Annotated in this window: 21 protein-coding genes and 1 pseudogene; 5 read left to right on the top strand and 17 right to left on the bottom strand. The window is 73.3% G+C overall.

The annotated features are described in order from the left end of the window. Positions 1 to 13: 13 nt before the first annotated feature. From ACY3FI_RS00660 to ACY3FI_RS00645, 4 genes are all read right to left on the bottom strand, one after another. Entirely contained in the window at positions 14 to 724 is a 711-nt protein-coding gene (locus ACY3FI_RS00660; protein ID WP_462548793.1) for an anti-sigma factor, read from the bottom strand. Continuing rightward, entirely contained in the window at positions 721 to 1,230 is a 510-nt protein-coding gene (locus tag ACY3FI_RS00655) for a sigma-70 family RNA polymerase sigma factor (protein ID WP_462548792.1), read from the bottom strand. Before ACY3FI_RS00655 ends, ACY3FI_RS00660 begins: the two co-directional genes overlap by 4 nt. 2 nt (positions 1,231 to 1,232) lie before the next feature. After that, positions 1,233 to 1,967 carry a YceI family protein gene (locus ACY3FI_RS00650; protein WP_462548791.1) on the bottom strand — a complete coding sequence of 245 codons (735 nt, stop codon included), beginning with the start codon at positions 1,965 to 1,967 and terminating at the stop codon, positions 1,233 to 1,235. Between the two features lie 134 nt (positions 1,968 to 2,101). Further along, positions 2,102 to 2,782 (bottom strand): hypothetical protein, encoded by a 681-nt coding sequence (locus ACY3FI_RS00645; RefSeq protein ID WP_462548790.1) that lies wholly within the window; start codon positions 2,780 to 2,782, stop codon positions 2,102 to 2,104. Between the two features lie 263 nt (positions 2,783 to 3,045). On the opposite strand from ACY3FI_RS00645, the gene ACY3FI_RS00640 reads away from it, so the two are divergent. Beyond that, entirely contained in the window at positions 3,046 to 3,900 is an 855-nt protein-coding gene (locus tag ACY3FI_RS00640; RefSeq protein ID WP_462548789.1) for a Rossmann-fold NAD(P)-binding domain-containing protein, read from the top strand. A 70-nt stretch (positions 3,901 to 3,970) separates the two neighbouring features. On the opposite strand, the pseudogene ACY3FI_RS00635 reads toward ACY3FI_RS00640, so the two are convergent. Continuing rightward, positions 3,971 to 4,498: pseudogene (locus ACY3FI_RS00635) on the bottom strand (MFS transporter); the annotation flags it as partial. Positions 4,499 to 4,520: 22 nt separating this feature from the next. Continuing rightward, entirely contained in the window at positions 4,521 to 5,480 is a 960-nt protein-coding gene (locus tag ACY3FI_RS00630; protein WP_462550382.1) for a DNA-3-methyladenine glycosylase family protein, read from the bottom strand. Between the two features lie 78 nt (positions 5,481 to 5,558). Here ACY3FI_RS00630 and ACY3FI_RS00625 point away from each other — a divergent pair, with 78 nt between their 5' ends. The 4 genes from ACY3FI_RS00625 to ACY3FI_RS00610 all read left to right on the top strand — a co-directional run bounded on the left by ACY3FI_RS00625 (position 5,559) and on the right by ACY3FI_RS00610 (position 9,214). Further along, on the top strand, positions 5,559 to 6,587 hold the full coding sequence (locus tag ACY3FI_RS00625; protein ID WP_462548788.1) for a 6-phosphofructokinase: 1,029 nt from the start codon (positions 5,559 to 5,561) through the stop codon (positions 6,585 to 6,587). A gap of 66 nt (positions 6,588 to 6,653) precedes the next feature. Then, positions 6,654 to 7,631, top strand: coding sequence for an acrylyl-CoA reductase family protein (locus tag ACY3FI_RS00620; protein WP_462548787.1), 978 nt, complete (start codon positions 6,654 to 6,656; stop codon positions 7,629 to 7,631). 90 nt (positions 7,632 to 7,721) lie between these two features. Beyond that, complete coding sequence (locus ACY3FI_RS00615) at positions 7,722 to 8,393, top strand: GntR family transcriptional regulator (RefSeq protein ID WP_462548786.1); 672 nt, start codon at positions 7,722 to 7,724, stop codon at positions 8,391 to 8,393. Between the two features lie 35 nt (positions 8,394 to 8,428). Beyond that, positions 8,429 to 9,214, top strand: coding sequence for an ABC transporter ATP-binding protein (locus ACY3FI_RS00610; RefSeq protein WP_462548785.1), 786 nt, complete (start codon positions 8,429 to 8,431; stop codon positions 9,212 to 9,214). A gap of 87 nt (positions 9,215 to 9,301) precedes the next feature. Here ACY3FI_RS00610 and hemL read toward each other — a convergent pair whose 3' ends face one another. From hemL to hemE, 11 genes are all read right to left on the bottom strand, one after another. Then, on the bottom strand, positions 9,302 to 10,639 hold the full coding sequence (gene hemL / locus ACY3FI_RS00605; RefSeq protein ID WP_462548784.1) for a glutamate-1-semialdehyde 2,1-aminomutase: 1,338 nt from the start codon (positions 10,637 to 10,639) through the stop codon (positions 9,302 to 9,304). Continuing rightward, positions 10,636 to 11,691, bottom strand: a complete 1,056-nt coding sequence (gene hemB, locus ACY3FI_RS00600; protein WP_462548783.1) for a porphobilinogen synthase — start codon at positions 11,689 to 11,691, stop codon at positions 10,636 to 10,638. The genes hemL and hemB overlap by 4 nt, the downstream gene beginning before the upstream one ends. Further along, positions 11,688 to 12,524, bottom strand: coding sequence for a uroporphyrinogen-III synthase (locus ACY3FI_RS00595; protein WP_462550381.1), 837 nt, complete (start codon positions 12,522 to 12,524; stop codon positions 11,688 to 11,690). The genes hemB and ACY3FI_RS00595 overlap by 4 nt, the downstream gene beginning before the upstream one ends. 5 nt (positions 12,525 to 12,529) lie before the next feature. After that, complete coding sequence (gene hemC / locus ACY3FI_RS00590; protein WP_462548782.1) at positions 12,530 to 13,651, bottom strand: hydroxymethylbilane synthase; 1,122 nt, start codon at positions 13,649 to 13,651, stop codon at positions 12,530 to 12,532. Next, positions 13,648 to 14,886: a ferrochelatase gene (locus tag ACY3FI_RS00585; RefSeq protein WP_462548781.1), complete on the bottom strand. Its 1,239-nt coding sequence runs from the start codon at positions 14,884 to 14,886 to the stop codon at positions 13,648 to 13,650. Before ACY3FI_RS00585 ends, hemC begins: the two co-directional genes overlap by 4 nt. Then, the gene (gene hemQ, locus ACY3FI_RS00580; RefSeq protein WP_462548780.1) at positions 14,883 to 15,623 is read right to left on the bottom strand and encodes a hydrogen peroxide-dependent heme synthase; all 741 of its coding nucleotides are present in this window, start codon (positions 15,621 to 15,623) and stop codon (positions 14,883 to 14,885) included. The genes ACY3FI_RS00585 and hemQ overlap by 4 nt, the downstream gene beginning before the upstream one ends. A gap of 70 nt (positions 15,624 to 15,693) precedes the next feature. Next, on the bottom strand, positions 15,694 to 15,924 hold the full coding sequence (locus ACY3FI_RS00575) for a DUF3618 domain-containing protein (protein ID WP_462548779.1): 231 nt from the start codon (positions 15,922 to 15,924) through the stop codon (positions 15,694 to 15,696). A 33-nt stretch (positions 15,925 to 15,957) separates the two neighbouring features. Next, positions 15,958 to 16,416 (bottom strand): phage holin family protein, encoded by a 459-nt coding sequence (locus tag ACY3FI_RS00570; protein ID WP_462548778.1) that lies wholly within the window; start codon positions 16,414 to 16,416, stop codon positions 15,958 to 15,960. After that, on the bottom strand, positions 16,413 to 16,667 hold the full coding sequence (locus ACY3FI_RS00565; RefSeq protein ID WP_462548777.1) for a hypothetical protein: 255 nt from the start codon (positions 16,665 to 16,667) through the stop codon (positions 16,413 to 16,415). The genes ACY3FI_RS00570 and ACY3FI_RS00565 overlap by 4 nt, the downstream gene beginning before the upstream one ends. Before the next feature lie 107 nt (positions 16,668 to 16,774). Next, positions 16,775 to 18,142 (bottom strand): protoporphyrinogen/coproporphyrinogen oxidase, encoded by a 1,368-nt coding sequence (locus ACY3FI_RS00560; RefSeq protein WP_462548776.1) that lies wholly within the window; start codon positions 18,140 to 18,142, stop codon positions 16,775 to 16,777. Continuing rightward, positions 18,139 to 19,257 carry a uroporphyrinogen decarboxylase gene (gene hemE, locus ACY3FI_RS00555; RefSeq protein ID WP_462548775.1) on the bottom strand — a complete coding sequence of 373 codons (1,119 nt, stop codon included), beginning with the start codon at positions 19,255 to 19,257 and terminating at the stop codon, positions 18,139 to 18,141. The genes ACY3FI_RS00560 and hemE overlap by 4 nt, the downstream gene beginning before the upstream one ends. Between the last annotated feature and the right edge of the window lie 80 nt (positions 19,258 to 19,337).

The raw sequence follows: 19,337 nt of genomic DNA, 5'->3' as shown, positions 1-19,337 counted from the left end.
GGCACCGGACCGGTCAGAGGTCGGCGGTCGCCAGCGCCCCGTCCTGGCCGCGGAGCCGCACCTGCACGCTCGCGATGTCCGCACGTGGGACGTCGGTGGACGCCGACAACCCCCTGGCGTCCGCGCCGGCCGCCGTCCACGACGCGACGGTCTGCACGGAGCCGTCGGTGCGGACCACCACGAGGTCGTACATGACGGAGCCGTCCGCCGCCCAGTCCCGGCCGCCGTACGAGCAGCCCCAGTCGAAGCGGGTCCCCCACTGCTCGGACTGCACCGCGAGGTCGACGTCGAGGCCCTGGACGCCGGTCATCGCGTAGCGGTCGACGGACGCGGACGCGCCTGCGGTCGCGCTGGCCTGCACCGTCGCCGAGCGGTCGCCCGCGGTGCCCACCGCCAGCCCGCCGAGCACGGCGGCGACGACCGCCAGCCCGGCGGTGGCGGCGACCCAGACCCGGCGACGGCGCCGACGGTGTCGGACGCGGTGCGCGACGGAGGCGAGGGTGCTCTCGGAACGTGTGTCGCGCCTCCCGTCCGACTCCGCGATCTCGACCGCCTGGTCGGCGGGCAGCTTCGCGAGCAGGCCGGGCAGGCCGACCAGCTCGGCGACCGCGGCCGTACACCGGGCGCACGTCTCGAGGTGCCGCTCGTACTCGAGGCGCTCGTCTGGTGTGAGCGAGCCGAGGACGTACGCCGCGTCCCACTCCGCGTACCGGTCCTCGCTCATCGGGTCACTCCTCGTTCCTGCAGTGCGAGCCGGAGGGCCCGCAACCCGTAGTGCAGCCGCGACTTCGCGGTGCCCTCGGGGATGTCGTGTCGTCGTGCGATCTCGGGCACGGTGTGGCCGAGCCAGTACGCGTCGACCACCACCCGGCGGTGCTCCGGGCTGAGGGACGCGAGCGCGTCGGCAACCACGATGCGGTCGAGCACGGCGTCGGTGCGGTCCGCCTCGGCACGGTCGACCGGGTGCTCCGAGCCGTGTTCGCGACGGTTCCGCGCCGAGCGGGCGTCGTCGACGACCAGGTTCCGCGCGACCGTGAAGAGCCAGGCCCGCGCGCTGTCGGGTGCGCGTTCGAGGACGGCCGGTCGCTGCCAGGCGCGCACCATCGTCTCCTGGACGACGTCCTCGACCACGGCGCCGTCACGGGTGAGGTGCCGGACGTACCGGGTGAGCGCGTCGCCGTGCTCGCGGTAGAGGACCGCGAGCAGTTCGTCGGCGGACCGGCTCGTCACGGTCACTTCGCGAGGTCGAGGGAGAACTCGACGGAGCCCTTCCCGTCCACGGTCACGAAGCCGAGCGAGGGCGCCTGCACCCCGTAGTCGGCGAAGGTGACCGGCACGGAGCCGACGACCTGCACGGTGCCGCCCTTCCCGACGGCGACCTGGGCGTCCGCGGTGACGGGCCGCTCGACGCCGTGCAGGTCCATCGTGCCGGTGAGGGTGACGTCCTGCGTGCTGCCGTCGAGCGCCCCCGACACGTCGACCGACTTCGTCAGCGAGAACGTGGCGGTCGGGAAGCGGTCGGTCTGCAGGGCGGTGTCGCGGAAGTACGCGTCGCGTGCGGCTTCGGGCGTGCTGATGTCGGCCACCTGCACCGTGACGGTCGCCTTCGTGAGCGATCCGCTCGCGACCGTCGCAGTGCCCTGTACGTCCTTCGTCCGACCGACCACGGTCACATCATTGCCCTGCAGGACCTCGTGCACGCGGTACCCGGCGAACGAGCTGCCGCGGCTGGTCCAGGTGCCGTCGGCCTCGGCGGTGTCGAGCGCGCCGCCGGTGCCGGGGCTCGCCGAGCTGCTCGAGCCCGCTCCGCCCGACCCCGCGGCGGGGCTGAGCGACGGCGCGGGGGCGGCCTGCCCGTTGACCGCGTCGGCGTAGAGGCCGGGGCCGACGATCGCGGCGGCGGCACCGACGACCACGACGCCCGTCGTGATGCCGAGGATGACCTTGGTGCGTGTGCGGAGTCCCATGCCCTGACGACGAGACGGCGGGGCGGATGGTTCACCGGACGACGGCCGGGCGTGTCGCGGGCGGTGCGTGACCCGGACGCACGGACGGCGCCGTCCCGTTGCCGGGGCGGCGCCGTCCGTGTGTGGTGCGGGTGTTACTTGATCTGCGCGGTGATCGTCGCGGTGCCGACGAGCAGGCCCGCCTTCACGGCGTCGGTCTTGAAGGTGCTGTTGAGCAGCTTCGCGGCGTCGCCCGAGATGTGCACGGTGGTGCCGGTGAGGATCGCGTTGTCACCCTCGAGCTGCAGCGGCTTGAGCGTGCCACCGTGCAGCGAGAACAGGTAGGCGTTGTCGACCGCGACCTTGCCGTTGACGAGGACGTCGCCGTAGAGCTTCGACGAGCCCGGGTTCACGACGAAGTTCTCGAGCGTGACCGTGGTGTCACCGGCGGTGAGGGTCAGGCCGGAGTCGTCGTGGTTGAGCAGGCCCTGGACGTAGGGGCGGTAGTCGCCGTCCGGCGACCAGTAGGTGACCGAGCCCGCGGTGATCGGGAAGGAGACGGAGCCGTTCTCGAGCTTCGCGTTGCCGGAGACACCCGGGGTCAGCTTCAGCGAGGTGAGCGCGTCGGTGAAGCCCTTGTCGAGCGCGACGGCGGTGTTGCCGCCCTTGACCTCGGGGACCGAAGCGACCGGAGCCGGGATCTTCGAGGAGGACGAGGAGACCGTGTGGATCGCCGGGGTCGAGGCCTGCGCGGCGCTGACGCCGAACGCGGCACCGCCGAGGACGAGTGCACCGGTGGTGGCGAGGGTGATGGAGGTCTTGAGGCTCTTGCGCATGGTTGCGTTCCTTTCCTTGTCGCGCTCGGCGCGATCCCTGTGTGCGCGCCGAACACACCCCGAAAGGGGGTGGAGAACCAGCGACGTGCGGCTGGTGAGCGCTCCGGGTGTTTCCCGGCTGATGCAACTGATTCGGCACCCCTCGGGGAACGGTTTGGAGCAGTTTGTCGTCGTTACCGTTCTGTTACCGAACCGGGGGACGGACGCCCCGCGGTCGGCCCGGCAGACAGCGCAGCCACGGCGGCACATGGCATGGTCGAGGGGTGCAACACTCCCCTGTCGTCATCGCGGGCTGCGGCGACCTCGGCATCGAGACCGGTCTCCGCTTCGCCGCACTGGGCCACCCGGTCGTCGGGCTCCGTCGTCGCGCCGAGCTCGTCCCCGCGCCGCTCACCGGCCGCAGCGTCGACCTCCGCAACGAGGTCCCGACGATCGCCCCCGACACCGGGGTCGTCGTGGTCGCCTCCGCCGCGGGCTCCCGCGACCCGGCCGAGTACCGCGCGACCTACGTCGACGGGCTCCGGCACGTGCTCGACGGCATCGACGCGTCCGGTGCCACCCCGCGGATCCTCGTCGTGTCCTCCACAGCGGTGTACGACGTCGCCGACGGCAGCACCGTGACCGAGGAGACCCCCGCACACGGCGGGACCCCGACGGCCGACGTGCTCGTCGAGGCCGAGGCGCTCCTGCGCGAGCGGGCCCCCGGCGCCGTGCTCGTCCGCCTCTCCGGCATCTACGGGCCCGGCCGCGAGCGGCTCATCGAGCAGGTCCGCGGCGGGCGGGCCACACTCGCCGCGGAGACCTCGCCACACACGAACCGCATCCACCGCGACGACGCGGCCGCGGCGCTCGTGCACCTCGCGGGCGTCGCCGACCCGGCACCGACGTACCTCGGCACCGACGACGAGCCCGCGCGGCTCGACGACGTGCTGACGTTCCTCGCCGACGAAATGGGCGTGCCGACCCCGGAGCGGGCGGCGTCCACCGGGCGGCAGGCCGGCGGGGACAAGCGGTTGTCGAACGCACTCCTGCGGTCGACCGGCTGGGTCCCCCGCTACCCGACGTTCCGGGAGGGCTACCGTGCCGTGCTGGCGGGCGAGGGGACCCGACACCCGTAGGTGCGGTCGTGGACCTGACCGCGTCCCGGACGGGAGGCGCGGTGTCGGCCAGCACCGCGCCTCCCGTCCGTCAGCTGGTCGCCCCGCGACCCCGGTGCGGCAGGAAGGTCTCGTCGCGCAGCGACTGCTCGATCTGCTCGAGCGACTTCCCCTTCGTCTCCGGCACCCGCCGGAAGACCAGCACCCATGCGAGCACGTTCAGCGCGGCGTAGACGAGCATCGCGCCGCCCAGGCCGAGCCACCCGGTGAGCGTCAGTGCCGTCGAGGTGACGAGCAGGTTGGCGCTCCACAGGACCATCGCGTGCAGGCTCGTCGCGGCCGCCCGGATCCGCAGCGGGTACATCTCCGAGCCGACCAGCCAACCGACGACCTGGATGCCGCCGGCCTGGAAGAACATGAACGCCAGGATGAGGACGATCGTCAGCACCGGCGACGGCTTGCCACCCTGCACGAAGAACAGCACACCGAACAGGCCGATGGACACCGCGGCACCCGGCAGCATCACGAGCGTCAGACGGCGACGACCGATGCGGTCGACCAGTCGCGAGCCGACGAACGTCATCACGAGGTAGACGACGCCCACCCCGACGTTGGCCCAGAGCGAGTACTCGTGCGATGGGTCAGTGGTGCCGGTGGTCCTGGATCGTCATGCGCGGCCCGAACGCCGGCTTCCGGAACCCCGACCCCCCGATCAGCCGCACGATCCGCTCCCGGTGCCCCCGCCACGGTTCGAGCAGCTCGAGCATCCCGTCGTCGTCGACGGGCCCGCCGGTCAGCGCCCACCCGACGAGCGCCGGCACGTGGTAGTCCCCGACGCTCGGCGAGTCCGGGTCGCCGTGGGCGCGCTGCGCGGTCTCGGCAGCGGTCCACTTCCCGATCCCCGGCACGGACTGCAGCCGCTGGGACACGACCGCGCCGCCGCGTCCGAGCTCGAGCGTCCGCTCCAGCGCCGGCGCGACGCGCATCGCCCGCATCACCGTGGCCGAGCGGCCGGGCTCGATCCCCGCCTTGTGCCACTCCCAGCTCGGGATGCGCGCCCAGTCCTCGGGTGCCGGCGGCACGACCAGGTCTGCGGGCGCAGGCCCGGGGGCGGCGGTGCCGAAGCGGCACACGAGGTACCGCCACGCCCGCCAGGCCTGCCGCGAGGTGACCTTCTGCTCCATGATCGCGGGCACGAGCATCGCGACGACGGTGTTCGTGCGGAGCAGCCGGAGGCCGGGCTGGCGGTGCCGGGCCTCGCGGAGGAACTCGTGGCCCGAGACGTCGAGGTCGGACCAGTCGTCGCCGCGGCCGAGCAGGTCGGGGGCGTGTTCGATCGCCCACGACGCCCCGGCGCCCCACGCGGACACGGCGATGCCGTCGGGCACCCGGCGGACGAGCACGGACGCGGGCCCCCGGGGCGTGCGGAGGCCGAGCCAGGTGTCGGCGCCGTCGACCCGGAAGGCGGGGTCGCCGGAGCCGCGCTGCAGGGGCCGGAGCGTCGCGCGGACGTCCACCGCGCCTCCCGGCCGGTACAGGGTCTCCACGCGACCGACCGCAGCCGACGCGTCGGCGGCGCCGGGGACGACGGGAGCTGGCAGGGACACACGGGGATGGTAATGCCCCACCACCGTCAGACATGATGGGTGGCGTCCCCTGCACCAGACGATGGAGTGTCCATGCGTATCGGCATCCTCACCTCCGGCGGCGACTGCCCCGGCCTCAACGCGGTCATCCGCGGCATCGTGCTCAAGGGGATCGCGATCTACGGCCACGAGTTCGTCGGCTTCCGCGACGGCTGGCGGGGTGTGGTCGAGGGCGACATCGTCCCGCTCGGACGCAAGGACATCCAGGGCATCGCGAAGCAGGGCGGCACGATCCTCGGGACGAGCCGCACGAACCCGTTCGAGGGCCCGCACGGCGGCGTCGAGAACATCACCGCGACGCTCGAGCGCCACGGCATCGACGCCATCGTGGCGATCGGCGGCGAGGGCACCCTCGCGGCCGCGAAGCGCCTCACCGACGCCGGCCTGAAGATCGTCGGCGTCCCGAAGACCGTCGACAACGACCTCGGCGCGACCGACTACACGTTCGGCTTCGACACCGCCGTCGCGATCGCCACCGAGGCGATGGACCGTCTGCGCACCACGGGCGAGTCGCACTCGCGCTGCATGGTCGCCGAGGTGATGGGCCGACACGTCGGCTGGATCGCCCTGCACTCCGGCATGGCCGCGGGCGCGCACGCGATCCTCATCCCGGAGCAGAAGACCTCGCTCGAGCAGATCGCGCAGTGGGTGCAGGCCGCCTACGACCGGGGACGCGCCCCGCTCGTCGTGGTGGCGGAGGGCTTCGTCCCCGACCACGAGGACAACGCCCACTCGGAGCGCGGCCTCGACGCCTTCGGGCGGCCCCGGCTCGGCGGCATCGGCGAGCGCCTGGCGCCGCTCATCGAGGAGATGACGGGCATCGAGACGCGGGCGACGACGCTCGGGCACATCCAGCGCGGCGGCACGCCGACGGCGTACGACCGGGTGCTGTCGACGCGGCTCGGGCTCGCGGCGATCGACGCCGTGGTCGAGGAGCGTTGGGGACGCATGGTGGCGCTGCAGGGCACGGACATCGTGCACGTGTCCTTCGCCGACGCGCTCGGCGAGCTGAAGACCGTCCCGCAGGAGCGCTTCGACGAGGCCGCCATCATGTTCGGTTGAGCGGGTCGGTCGGGCCCGCAGGGGCGCCGCACCACCGCTCTGGAGGCACGGGGTAGCGTCCGACACGTGACCCGCGCCGTCCTCGCCTCCCGCTCCACCGCCCCGACCGTCACCGACGTCGACCTGCCGGACCCCGCCGACGGCGAGGTCTGCATCGACGTGACGTACTCGAGCGTCAACTACAAGGACGGGCTCGCCCTCGCGGGCAACCCCGGCGTCGCGCGGATCGATCCGCTCGTCCCCGGGATCGACGCGGTCGGCACCGTCTCGGCGCTCGGTCCGGGGGTGCACGACGTCGCGATCGGTGACCGGGTGGTGTGCAACGGGGCGGGGCTCGGCGAGACGCGGTACGGCGGCTGGGCGGCCCGGGCGATCGTGCCCGCCGGTTCGGTCGTGGTCCTGCCGGACACCGTCCCCGACGCCTTCGCCGCGGCGATCGGCACCGCGGGCTTCACGGCGATGCTGAGCGTCCTCGCCCTGGAACGCTTCGTCGCCCCGTCGGACGGCCCCGTGCTCGTGACCGGCGCGTCCGGCGGGGTCGGCACCGTCGCGATCGCCCTGCTCGCCGCCCGCGGGTACGCGGTGACGGCATCGACCGGGCGGACCGGGAACGCCGCTTCGCTCCGGAAGCTCGGTGCCGCCGAGGTCGTGGACCGGGCCGCCCTGTCCGAGCCGGGAAGGCCGATGCAGCGCGCGACGTGGGCGGGTGCCGTGGACAGTGTGGGCGGCGCGACCCTGGCGAACGTGCTGGCGTCGACGCGCTGGGGTGGTGCGGTGACCGCGTGCGGTCTGGCGCAGGACGCCGCGCTGCCGACGACCGTGATGCCGTTCATCCTCCGCGCGGTGTCGTTGCTCGGCATCAACTCGGTCGACGCACCGCTCCCGCTCCGGCAGCGGGCGTGGGAGCGCCTGGCGACGGACCTCGACGCGGGGCTGCTCGCCGACGTCACGCGGACGGTGTCGCTCGCCGACGCGGTCGCGGTCGGCGCCGAGGTGGTGGCCGGCCGGGTGCACGGACGGACCGTGGTGGACGTCCGCGCCTGACACGTTTGCCTCACATGTGATTTCACAAGCGCTTGCACGGTGACACGCTAGGTTTGGAACACCAACACCCGAACCCGTGAGGAGCAGCGCATGCCGGTGCCCAAGTCGACCGTCGAGAACTCGCCGCGGAAGCTGCTGCGCGACGTCGTGCTCGAGAAGATGCTCGCCGCGATCCAGGACGGCACGCTGCAGGCCGGCGAACGCCTGAACGACGACGAGCTCGTCGCATGGCTCGGCGTCAGTCGCACGCCCATCCGCGAGGCGATCGCCAAGCTCGTCGACTACGGCCTCGTCGAGATGGAGGCGAACCGGTACACCCGCGTCGCCTCGCCGACCGCCGAGCAGTACGACGACGCCTTCCAGCTCCTGTTCGGCTTCGCCGAGCTGGCCGCCCGCTGGTCCGTCCCGCAGCTCGACGCCGCCGCCGAGAAGCAGCTCGGGAAGATCCTCGACGACGTGCGCGCACACGCCGAGGCCGAGGACCGTGCGATCAACGACGACATCGACGCCCTCATCGCGTTCCTCGTCGCCCGCTCCGGCAACGAGCTCCTCGTCAAGACCTCCGAGGGTGTCCTGAACCGCGCGAAGTTCGTCCGCATCGGGCAGCCCGAGTTCGTCTTCTGGGACATCAAGGACAGCCTCGACGGCTTCCGCGCCGCGGCGAAGGGGCGTGACGGCGAGGCCGCCGGCGCCATCGTCCGCGGCCTGTCCCGTGCGATGGCCGAGCACATGGCGACGGCCCGGGCGGCAGCCGCGAGCTGACCACCGGGCGTCCGCGGGAGCGGCAGGATGGACGGGTGAACGACGTCCTCCTCCGCACCGCGGGCCTCAGGGTCACGCGCTCCGGCCGCGACCTGCTGCACGACGTCGACCTGACCGTCCGGAGCGGCGAGCACTGGGCGCTCCTCGGGCCGAACGGCGCCGGCAAGTCGACACTGCTGGCCGTGCTCGGCGCGAACGGCCACCCGACCGCCGGCACGGTCGACCTGCTCGGGCGGCGCCTCGGCCGTGTCGACGTGCGGGAGCTGCGCGAACACATCGGCCACGTCGACCCGCGGCACCGGATGCTCTCGCCGCTGACCGTGCTCGAGACCGTGCTCACCGGCATCACGGGGACGACCGACCTCATGCTGCGGTGGGAGCCGACCGCCGACCAGATCGCCGACGCCCGGCAGCACATCGACGACGTCGGGCTCTCCCGCCGGGTCGACGCCCGCTGGCCGGTGCTCTCCCAGGGCGAGCGGGGCCGCGCGCTCATCGCCCGGGCGCTCATCGCGGAGCCGCGGCTGCTGCTGCTCGACGAGCCGGCGACCGGGCTCGACGTCGCCGCCCGCGAGCACCTGCTCGAGACCGTCGACGCGCTGCGGACCCGGCACCCGGACCTCGGCAGCGTGATGGTGACGCACCACCTCGAGGACCTGCCCGCCTCGACCTCGCACGCGCTGCTGCTGCGGGACGGGGCGGTGGTCGCGCAGGGCACCTCGGACGAGGTCATCACGTCGTCGGCGGTGTCGCACGCCTTCGACTTCCCGCTCGCAGTCGTGCGTGCCGAGGGGCGCTGGGCGGCGCGGCGCGCGTCCTGACCGCCCCGTCCCCGTGACCGGCACCGACGACGGACGGGAGGCGCGGTGCCAGCCGGCACCGCGCCTCCCGTCCGACTGCGGTCGCGGCTAGACCGTCGCTGCGGCCGCCGCCTTCGCGGCGGCGGGGAGCGCTTCCAGGATCCGCCCGACGGCCCGCTCGTCGTGCGCCGCCGTGACGAACCACGCCTCGAACACGCTCGGCGGCAGGGTCACCCCGGCGTCCAGCATGCTGTGGAAGAACGGCGCGTACCGGAACGCCTCCTGCGCCCGCACGTCGTCGTAGTTCCGCGGCGCCGTCTCGGTGAAGGCGAACGAGAACAGGTTGCCGGCGTGCTGCACGGTGTGCGCCACGCCCTCGGCCGACAGCGCCGCGCTCGTCGCCCGGGCGATTGTCTGCGCCGTGCGGTCGAGGTGTGCGTAGACCTCGGGCGTCGCGGCGCGGAGCGTGGCCGTGCCCGCGGCGACCGCGAGCGGGTTCCCGGACAGCGTGCCCGCCTGGTAGACGGGGCCGAGCGGCGCGAGGAAGTCCATCACCTCGCGGCGACCACCGAGGGCGGCGAGGGGCATCCCACCGCCGATGACCTTGCCGAACGTGACGAGGTCGGGCTTCCACCCGGCGCCGTCGGGCACGGTGTTCGACGCCTCGAGGCCCCACCAGCCGGCGGGGCCGACGCGGAATCCGGTGAGCACCTCGTCGACGATGAGCAGCGCGCCGTGCGCCTTCGTGATCTGCGCGAGCGAGCGGTTGAAGCCGCGCTCGGGGGCGAGGACGCCCATGTTCGCGGCCGCCGCCTCGACGATCACCGCGGCGATGCGCTCGGAGTGCTCGTCGAACGCCGCGCGGACGGCGTCGAGGTCGTTGTACGGCAGCACGAGGGTCTGCGCGGCGGTCTCGGCGGTGATGCCGGCACTGCCCGGGAGCGCGAGCGTCGCGACCCCCGACCCGGCCTCGGCGAGCAGGGAGTCCGAGTGCCCGTGGTAGTGCCCGGCGAACTTCACGAGGAGGTCGCGGCCGGTGTACCCGCGGGCGAGTCGGATCGCGGTCATGGTCGCCTCGGTGCCGGTGGACACCATGCGGAGCTTCTCGATCGGCCCGTCGCCGTCCACCTGCACGCGCTGCTTGACGAGTTCGGCGAGCTCGGTCTCCCCCGGGGTCGACGCCCCGAAGCTCAGGCCACGGGCCGCCGCCTGCTGCACGGCCTCGACCGTGCCGGGGTGGGCGTGCCCGAGGATGGCCGGCCCCCACGACGCGACGAGGTCGACGTACTCGCGGCCCTCGGCGTCGGTGACGTACGCGCCCTTCGCGGCGGTCAGGAAGCGGGGCGTGCCACCGACGGAGCCGTATGCCCGGACGGGCGAGTTCACGCCGCCGGGGATGCTGTTCTTCGCGCGACCGAAGAGCTGGTCGTTCGTGGTGGTGGTCATTCGGGGGCCTTCCCGGTCGATGCGACGCCGGACACCGCCGCGGTGCTGCCGGTCGTGCGCAGGCCGGCCTCCTGGTTGAGCTTCCGTGCGATGTCCACCGCGAAGTAGGTGAGGATGGCGTCCGCACCGGCGCGCTTGATGCCGACGAGGGCCTCCATCGCGGCGGCGTCACGGTCGATCCAGCCGTTCTGCGCCGCCGCGGTGATCATCGCGTACTCGCCGGAGATCTGGTACGCCCAGACCGGCACGGACGACGTCGCAGCGGTCTCGGCGAGGACGTCGAGGTAGCTCATCGCCGGCTTCACCATGACGATGTCGGCGCCCTCCTCGATGTCGAGCTGCACCTCGCGAAGGCCCTGACGGCCGTCCGCGGCGTCGATCTGGTACGTCCGGCGGTCACCGACGAGCGTCGACGCGACGGCCTCGCGGAACGGGCCGTAGAACGCCGACGCGTACTTCGCGGAGTACGCCAGGAGCGCCGTGCCGCTGTGTCCGGCACCGTCGAGGGCGTCGCGGGCGGCGGCGATCTGGCCGTCCATCATCCCGCTCATGCAGACGAGCTCGGCGCCGGCCTCGGCCTGCACCACGGCCATGTCGCGGTAGCGCAGCAGGGTCGCGTCGTTGTCGACCGACCCGTCGGCGGCGAGGACACCGCAGTGCCCGTGGTCGGTGAACTCGTCGAGGCACAGGTCGGACTGCACGACGAGCGCGTCGCCGACCTCCTCCTTCGCCACGCGGATCGCGACGTTGAGGATGCCGTCCGGGTCGGTCGCGCCGGAGCCCTCGGCGTCCTTCGACGTCGGCACACCGAACAGGTTCACGCCGCCGACGCCCTGCTCAGCGGCCTCGTTCAGCGCGCGGCGGAAGGAGTCGAGCGAGTGCTGGGCCACACCCGGCATGCTCGAGATCGGCACCGCCTCGGTCGCCCCCTCGCGGATGAACATCGGCAGCACGAGCTCGGCGGGGTGGAGCCGGGTCTCGGCCACGAGTCGTCGCATCGCGGGGGTCGCGCGGAGTCGACGGGGTCGGACCTGGGGGAAGCGTCCAGTCACGATGACCTTCCTGTTCTGGGGTTCGGGTGGAGGGTCTCGACGACGGCGTCGAGGAGGGCTTCGGCGGACCGCTCGCGGGCGACGACGTGCACGGGGAGCCCGGCTGCACGGGCCGCGTCGGCGGTGGACGGTCCGATGCACGCGACGTGCGTGCGGGGGTCGAGGGGGGTCATCCGGCGGACGACCTGCTGCGCGACGCTGCCGCTCGTCACGAGCACGGCGTCGGGGGGTGGGGTGAGGACGACCGGCTCGTCGCCCGTCCCCACGGTACGGTACGCGACCACCTCCGACACCCGGATGCCGCGGGCCCGGAGCGCCTGCACGAACGTCGGCGCCGCGATCTCGGAGCGGGGGAAGAGCACGTGCGTCACGTCGGACGGCAGCGCGGCCGCGAGCCCGGCGGCCGACTCCTCGTCGGGCACCAGGTCGACGGACCACCCGGCATCACGAGCTGCCCGTGCGGTCGCCCCGCCGACGCACGCCACGCGCACGCCGGCCGGGAGGCGCGGCATCCGTCCGGCGACCACGCGTACGGCCGTTGCACTGGTCACCGCCAGCCAGGGGGCTCCGGGACCGGCCCCGTCGGGACGGGTGCGGTCCGCGGGTGGTGCGTCGCGCCTCCCGGCCGGGCCCGTGACCACGAGTCCGGCGAGGGCCGCGTCGAGGGCGGCCACGTCCGCGGGCGGCACGTCGGTGATGAGCGGCACCACGACGGGCGCGAGACCGCGCGCGCGTGCCGCCTCGGCGACCGCTTCACCCCACGCGCCGCCGCGCGGGACGAGGACGACCGGGGGTCGTGCCTCGTCCGCGGCGGGGGTGGTGTCGGCCGTGATGGTGCCTAGTCCGTCGCGGTGGTCGGCATGGACGCGGTGGTCGTCGAGGCGTCGTCGGCCGGCTGCTCGGCCGCGGGCGTCGCCAGACCGGGTCCGGCCGAGTGGTCGCCGTCGGCGGGCGTGCCGGAGACCGAGGAGGCCAGGTCGGCGAGCTCGGCCGCCCCGTTCTCCAGCAGCTCGGCGGCGACCCGACCGGCCACCTCGAGTGCCTCGTCGAGACGGTCCTGCGCGGACCCGTCCAGGTGCGCCGCGTGCGATGCGGTCCGGTACTCGGCGCCGTCGGGGCGGTAGACCGTGGCGGAGACGAGCAGGAGCTCGGCGTCCACGACCGCGGTCGCACCGATCGGCGCGGAGCAGCCCGCCTCGAGCTTGGCGAGGACCTCGCGCTCGGCGGTCACGGTGAGGCGCGTCGGCGCGTGGTCGATCTTGCGGAGCGCGGCGAGCAGCGACCGGTCGGTCTCGTCGGTGCGGATCTCGACGGCCAGCGCGCCCTGACCCGGCGCACTCGGCCAGAAGCCGAGGTCGAGCAGCTCGGTCGCTGCGTCGAGCCGACCGATCCGCCCGAGGCCGGCGGCGGCGAGCACGACGGCGTCGAGGTCGTCGTCGATCCGGCCGAGCCGGGTGTCGATGTTGCCGCGGATGTCCACGACGTCGAGGTCCGGGCGCTTCGCCTTGAGTTGCGCGACCCGGCGGGGTGACCCCGTGCCGACCTTGGCGCCCTCGGGCAGGGTCTCGACCGTCGCCGCGTTGCGCGCGACCAGGACGTCGCGGGCGTCGGCGCGCTTCGGCACCGCCGCGATCGTCAGGCCGTCGTACGGCGCGGTCGGCAGGTCCTTGAGGGAGTGCACGAGCACGTCGACCTCGCCGGCGACGAGCGCTTCGCGCAGGGCACTGGCGAAGACGCCGGTGCCGCCGAGGCTCGCCAGGGAGGCACGGTTCGTGTCGCCTTCGCTCGTCACCGTGACGAGCTCGACCGGTCGGCCGGACGCCTTCGCCAGGCGGTCTGCGACGTCCTGCGACTGGGACACCGCGAGCCGGCTGGCCCGCGTACCGAGCCGGATCGGCGCCGGCCCGTCGGTCGGTGCAGTGCCGTCGGCGGTGGTCGGCGCGCTGTCCGCGTCCGTCACGGGGCGACCCCGGCAGCGGCCGGTTTGAACCCCGCGCGCACGTTCTCGCAGCAGCCCGGACGGCAGACGTCGTACCAGGGGCCGATGTCGGTCAGGTGCGGACGCTCGCTCTTCGGCAGACCGTTCACCCGCTCGAGCACCAGGTCGACGAGGCCCGACACGTACGCGGGGTCGACGCCGGGCGTCTGGGTGCGGAGCGACCAGAAGCCGAGCTCACCCGCCGTCTCGGTGGCTTCTTCGTCGAGGTCCCACATGACCTCCATGTGGTCGCTCACGAAGCCGAGCGGGACGATGAGCACGGCACGGGTGGGCCCGCCCGCGAGCTCCTCGTTCATGTAGTCGTTGATGTCCGGCTCGAGCCAGGGCTGCGACGGGGGGCCGGAGCGCGACTGGTAGACGAGCTTCCACGCCGGCTTCGACGTGCCCTGCAGGTGCGCGTGCTCGGGCTGCTCGAGGAGCTCGTTCCACGCCTGCTCGAGGACGACCTCGCCCACCGCGAGGTGCTGTGCCTCGTACGCGCCGTGCTCGTCGAAGCCCCGGTAGTCGGGACCGGACTTCGCGGCGTCGGTGGACGGGATGGAGTGCGTCGAGAACAGGATGCGCAGCTCGGTCGCCACGTCGAGGCCCTCGTTCTCGGCGATCGCACGGGCCATGCCGTCGCGGACGCCGTCGACGAAGGGGCGGACGAAGCCCGGGTGGTCGAAGAACTGGCGGATCTTGTCGATCTGGATCGTGTCGACCAGGCCGGTCTCGGTCAGCACGCGGGCGTAGTCCTCGCGGTACTGACGGCAGCTCGAGAACGACGAGTACGCGCTCGTCGCGATGGCGATGAGCTTGTTGTAGCCCTTGTCGGCGGCCTCGGTGAAGGCCTCTTCGAGGTAGGGCGCCCAGTTGCGGTTGCCCCACAGCACGGGCATGTCGATGCCGCGCGCCGCGAGCTCGCCCTCGAGCGCCGCCTTCAGCGCTCGGTTCTGCGCGTTGATCGGGCTGACGCCGCCGAAGTGCCGGTAGTGGTGCGCGACCTCCTCGAGGCGCTCGTCCGGGATCCCGCGGCCGCGGGTGACGTTGCGGAGGAAGGGGATGACGTCGTCCTGGCCCTCGGGGCCGCCGAAGCCGGCGAGCAGGATCGCGTCGTACGCGGTGGGGACCTCGACGTGCTCGGGACCGCTGGCCGCGGCGGGCGTCGCGGCGAGGACGGTGCCCTGGCCGTTCGTGATCTGGCTGGTGTCGGTCACGACAGCACCTCCGGCAGCTCGGCGGTCGTCACGCGACGACCGGTGAAGAAGGGGACCTCCTCGCGCACGTGCATGCGCGCCTCGGTGTAGCGCAGGTCGCGCATGAGGTCGACGAGGTCGACCAGGTCGGGGCTCTCGAGCGGCAGGATCCACTCGTAGTCGCTCAACGCGAAGGTGGCGATCGTGTTCGTGAGCACCCGGCGGTACTTGGCGCCGGCGATGCCGTGGTCGCGGAGCATCTTCGAGCGCTCCTCCTCCGGAAGGAGGTACCACTCGAAGGAGCGGACGAACGGGTAGACCGTGATCCAGGCCTCGGGCTCCTTGCCGCGGAGGAACGCGGGGGTGTGCCGCTTGTTGAACTCGGCCTCGCGGTGCATGGCCATCACGTGCCACACCGGCTCGGCGTCCTGGAACAGCCCGGTCCGACGGACGTCGCGGAGCACGGCCTGGATCGCCTGTGCGTCGTCGCCGTGCAGCCAGATCATGACGTCGGCATCGGCGCGGAAGCCGGAGACGTCGTAGAAGCCGCGGATCGTGACGCCGCGCTCGGCAGCCGACGCCACGACGGCGTCGAGTTCGGCCACGGCGTCGTCCCCGCCGCGGTGGACCGGTCCGAGCGGACGGCGGAACACGGCCCAGAGGGCGTACGCCGTCATGAGGTTCGGGTCGATGCCCGACGCGGGATCGGTCTCGTGGGTGGACGCTGCTTGTGCCGGGGGCTGCACGTCGGAGCTCATGGTTCCTTTGTCCTGTCGGTTGCCTGGGTCGTGGCTGCGCGCTCGCGACCGGAGACCACCGATGGGCGGCCTACCGCCGTCGGAGCACCGCTACGACGATACCCCCGACCACCGCCACACCCGCTGCGAGACCGGCCAGGTAGGGCACCGGCTTCTCCTCGACACCGCGCTTGACCTTGGCGGCCGCGATGCCGAGCTGCTTCGGCACGTTGAACTTGTCCTCGATCGCGTCGAGGGTGTCGAAGAGCTGGGCGCGGGTGGCGGCGACGCGGTCGGCCAGGGCGTCGTGCGGGTCGGTCACGTGGTTCCTCCGGAGGTGTGGACGAGCGGGACGCTAGAAGCGGCCGTCGACGTCGGGCTTGCGAGCACCGTACTGCGCCGGCGGGGTCGGCTTCTTGCCGAGGCCCTTCACGGCGTTGACGTCGTTCTTGACGCTGTCGATCGTGCGCTTCGGCGTGATCGGCAGGCCCTTCTTCAGGCGCTTCCACCCGAGCAGTCCGAGGACCGCGGCGACGATCAGCATCACGACGGCGATGATCAGCGCGGCGAGCCACGCCGGCATCACGGTCGCGAGGCCCATCACGGCCGCGGTGAGGAGCACGCCGATCGCGTAGAGCACGATGACGAGCGCGCCCACCAGGAGCCCGGCGGCGAGGGCGAAGATCTTCGCCTTCGCGAGCATCTCGGCCTTGAGCAGGTCGAGTTCGCCCTTGACCAGGTTCTTGACGAGCTTGGGGACGTCCCCGACCAGGCCGAACAGCGAACGCGACTTGCGGTCGCGGGTGTCGGTCATGAGGTCGCGGAGTCCTTCTTCTGCGCGACCTTCCGGACGACCTTCTTGGTCTGCTCGCCGACGAACTCGGCGACGTCCGGCGTCTTGTCGGCGATGAAGTCCTCGGCGACGTGCACGCCCTTCTGGACGCTGCCGCTGTTCCAGACCTTCCCGGACACGGTCTTGATCTGCTCGTACCGGGCTCGCCCGGCTCGAGAGCCCAGGACGTACCCGAGAGCGGCGCCGGCGACGAACAGGAGCTTTCCTCGCATGAGCGATTCCTCCGAGGGGTCAGTGTGCGTGTGCGGTGGTCATGCGTCGAACGGCATACGTCCGGCGCCTCTCGGCCACAGTAGCCCTCGACGGGCGTGGGGTCCGCTCAGGAATCCAGGATGCGCCCAGCCGCGGTGCGGGCAGCGGCCACGATCCCGGCGAGACCGCGTCCGCTCGACGCCTCGCCGATGCCAACGACGCCCTCCGCCAGGCCGGCGGCGGACCGGTCCGGACCCCACCACCGGACGCTCGACGCCCCTGCGACATGTGCCGGCTCGACCGCGACGCCGAGCATCGCGGTCGCGTCGCGGGCGGCACGGACGCCGGTCGGTCCGTCGGGGTCGACCGGGAGGCTCGTGGCGACCTGGTCCGCATCGGTCGCGTCCGCCGGACGGGTCGCCGCCACGGCGCCGGGGCCGCTCGTCGCGCCGGTCCCGGTCGCGTAGCTGAGGCGCAGGACGTGCCGGCCGGCGGCCGCCTCGGCCAGCCACGGCCACTTCACCGTCGCGTGGGTGATCGCCTTCGCCGACACCCCGGCGGCCTCCGGGTGCACGAGCATGCCCGTGCCCCGCGGTGCCGCGTCGAGTGCAGGCTGGTCGACGACGAGCGTCACGAGCTCGATCCCGGTCCGCTGTGCACCGGTGGCGCGCGCAGGGTCGGGCGTCGACGCGAGGACGTGCTCGGCCGGCAGCCGCTCGGTCGTGCCGTCCGGGCCGGTCACCTCGACCGCGTGCTGCTCGATCGCGGTCGCTCGGGTGTGCAGCCGGACGTCGACGCGGTAGGTCTCCATGTCCGCCGTGAGTTCGTCCACCAGGCGGACGATGCCGCCCCGGATGCCCTGGACGGCCGACCCCGCGGTCGCACGGGCTCGGAGCGCGAGCACCGCGCGGGCGAGCGACCCCTCGCGGAGCAGCGCCGCACGGAGCCCGGGGGCGACACGGTCTGGGTCGAGGTCGTCCGGGTGGGTGGAGTGCACGCCGGCGACGATCGGCACGACGAGGTCGTCGAGGACCCGGTCGCCCATCCGGCGCCGGACCAGGGCGCCGAGCGACGGTGCCCCTGCGCCGACCGGTCCGGGCAGCAGCGAGTCCATCTGCGCCCGGAGCGCCGCGCGTTGCCCGACCACGGTGAGCACGTCGGCGGCCATCGGACTGCCCGGGATGCCGAGCAGGCCGGTCTGCGGGATCGGGGCCGTCCAGCCGTCCCGGGTCATCAGCCAGGCACCACGGGCGTCCGGCGTGACGACGTCGTTGCCGAGGCCGAGCTCGATCGCGAGCCGGCCGACGGCGTCGTTGCGGGTGGCGAACGAGTCGGCCGCCATGTCGAGGTCGATGCCCGCGACCGTGTGCCGGCGGACCATCCCGCCGAGCACGCCGGACGCCTCGACGAGGACGACGTTCGCGCCGCCCTTGGCGAGGTCGCGGGCGGCGACGAGGCCGGCGACCCCGCCACCGACCACCACGACGTCGGTCACGCAGCACTCCCGGTGCCGTCGCCGAGCCCGTGCAGCAGCTCGACCACCCGGGTCAGGACGGTCGGGTCGGTCTCCGGCGGGACGCCGTGCCCGAGGTTCACGACGTGCGCCCGGGCCGCGCCGCCCCGACGGACGACGTCGCGCACGTGTGCCTCGAGGACCGGCCAGGGCGCGGCCAGCATCGCCGGGTCGATGTTGCCCTGCACGGTGACGCCGGTGCCGACGCGGCGGACGGCTTCGTCGAGCGGCAGGCGCCAGTCGACCCCGACCGCGTCGACGGCCACGACGTCGGACGGGTCCCCGAGGGTGGTCATCTCGTGCAGGACCTCGCCGCTGCCGACCCCGAAGTGGATCCGCGGGACGCCCAGGTCGGCGACGTGCGCGAAGGCGGTCGCCGAGTGCGGTGCGACCGAGGCGACGTAGTCGGCCCGGGACAGCGAGCCGACCCACGAGTCGAAGAGCTGCGCGGCCGAGGCACCGGCGAGCACCTGCGCTCGCAGGAACGCCCCCGAGACGCCGGCGGCCCAGTCGAGCAGCCGGGCCCAGGTCTCCGGGTCGGCGTGCATGAGCGTGCGCGCGCGGATGTGGTCCTTCGACGGCCCGCCCTCGACGAGGTACGCGGCGAGGGTGAACGGTGCACCGGCGAAGCCGATGAGCGGGGTGTCGCCGAGCTCCGCCACGGTGCGCTGCACGGCCTCGGTGATCGGGGCGAGTGCGGCCGGGTCGAGCGGCGCGAGGGCGTCCACGTCGGCGGCCGTGCGGATCGGCGAGCCGAGCACCGGCCCGCGGCCGGGGACGATCTCGACGTCCACGCCGGCGAGCTTGATCGGCACGACGATGTCGCTGAAGAAGATGCCGGCGTCCACCCCGTGCCGACGGACCGGCTGGAGGGTGATCTCCGACGCCATCGCCGGGTCGAGGCACGCGTCGAGCATGGCGGTGCCGACGCGCAGGTCGCGGTACTCCGGCAGCGAACGCCCCGCCTGGCGCATGAACCACACCGGGAGGGTCTCCGGCCGGTCCCCGCGGAGCGCGCGCACCAGCGGTGACCCCGAGGTCCGGCCGGTCGCGAGCGGGTGCGTGTCGGGCAGGGCGGCGGGGGAGACGTCGGTCACCGGACGATTCTCGCACCGCCGCCGGAGCACGCGCTGCCTGGGGGTGTCCCGTGCACGCGGAGGGCGAACAGCCGGTCGAC

Source organism: Curtobacterium sp. RM9, from assembly GCF_054956955.1.
This window is presented reverse-complemented; position numbering and strand designations above follow the sequence as displayed.

What these genes read in the sequence shown, in the direction of transcription:
- ACY3FI_RS00660 (WP_462548793.1), bottom strand. Translation starts at nt 724, where the DNA reads ATGAGCGAGGACCGGTACGCGGAGTGGGACGCGGCGTACGTCCTCGGC.
- ACY3FI_RS00650 (WP_462548791.1), bottom strand. Translation starts at nt 1,967, where the DNA reads ATGGGACTCCGCACACGCACCAAGGTCATCCTCGGCATCACGACGGGC.
- ACY3FI_RS00645 (WP_462548790.1), bottom strand. Translation starts at nt 2,782, where the DNA reads ATGCGCAAGAGCCTCAAGACCTCCATCACCCTCGCCACCACCGGTGCA.
- ACY3FI_RS00625 (WP_462548788.1), top strand. Translation starts at nt 5,559, where the DNA reads ATGCGTATCGGCATCCTCACCTCCGGCGGCGACTGCCCCGGCCTCAAC.
- ACY3FI_RS00615 (WP_462548786.1), top strand. Translation starts at nt 7,722, where the DNA reads ATGCCGGTGCCCAAGTCGACCGTCGAGAACTCGCCGCGGAAGCTGCTG.
- hemL (WP_462548784.1), bottom strand. Translation starts at nt 10,639, where the DNA reads ATGACCACCACCACGAACGACCAGCTCTTCGGTCGCGCGAAGAACAGC.
- hemQ (WP_462548780.1), bottom strand. Translation starts at nt 15,623, where the DNA reads ATGAGCTCCGACGTGCAGCCCCCGGCACAAGCAGCGTCCACCCACGAG.
- ACY3FI_RS00570 (WP_462548778.1), bottom strand. Translation starts at nt 16,416, where the DNA reads ATGACCGACACCCGCGACCGCAAGTCGCGTTCGCTGTTCGGCCTGGTC.
- ACY3FI_RS00565 (WP_462548777.1), bottom strand. Translation starts at nt 16,667, where the DNA reads ATGCGAGGAAAGCTCCTGTTCGTCGCCGGCGCCGCTCTCGGGTACGTC.